Annotated in this window: 1 protein-coding gene; it reads left to right on the plus strand. The window is 45.5% G+C overall.

Annotated features, from left to right (window positions below):
* A partial coding sequence (locus IEQ44_RS17450) for a hypothetical protein (protein ID WP_227487708.1) occupies positions 1-242 on the plus strand: 242 nt, incomplete at both ends.

The following is a 242-nucleotide window of genomic DNA, read 5'->3' on the forward strand; positions in this document are numbered from 1 at the left end:
CTCTAAAAGGGAGGAGGAAGCTATTAGCCTACTAGCAGTCTCTCATTACTGGAACAGGGAAAGCCCGGCATCTCCTGAGAGCAGAGCAACCTACATTTCTCCTCCATCTTCTGTTACCCATAGTAAGAGTAAAAATAAAATAAAAAGGCGAGGGGACACATTTGAGCGGACAAAGGCCTGCAGGCAGTGGGGTATAGTAATATGGAGGAAAATAGCACTGCCTGATCTAGGAACTCATAGAA

Origin of the sequence: Nocardioides malaquae (genome assembly GCF_015070385.1) — a bacterium.
In the GTDB taxonomy this organism is placed as follows: Bacteria; Actinomycetota; Actinomycetes; order Propionibacteriales; family Nocardioidaceae; genus Nocardioides; species Nocardioides malaquae.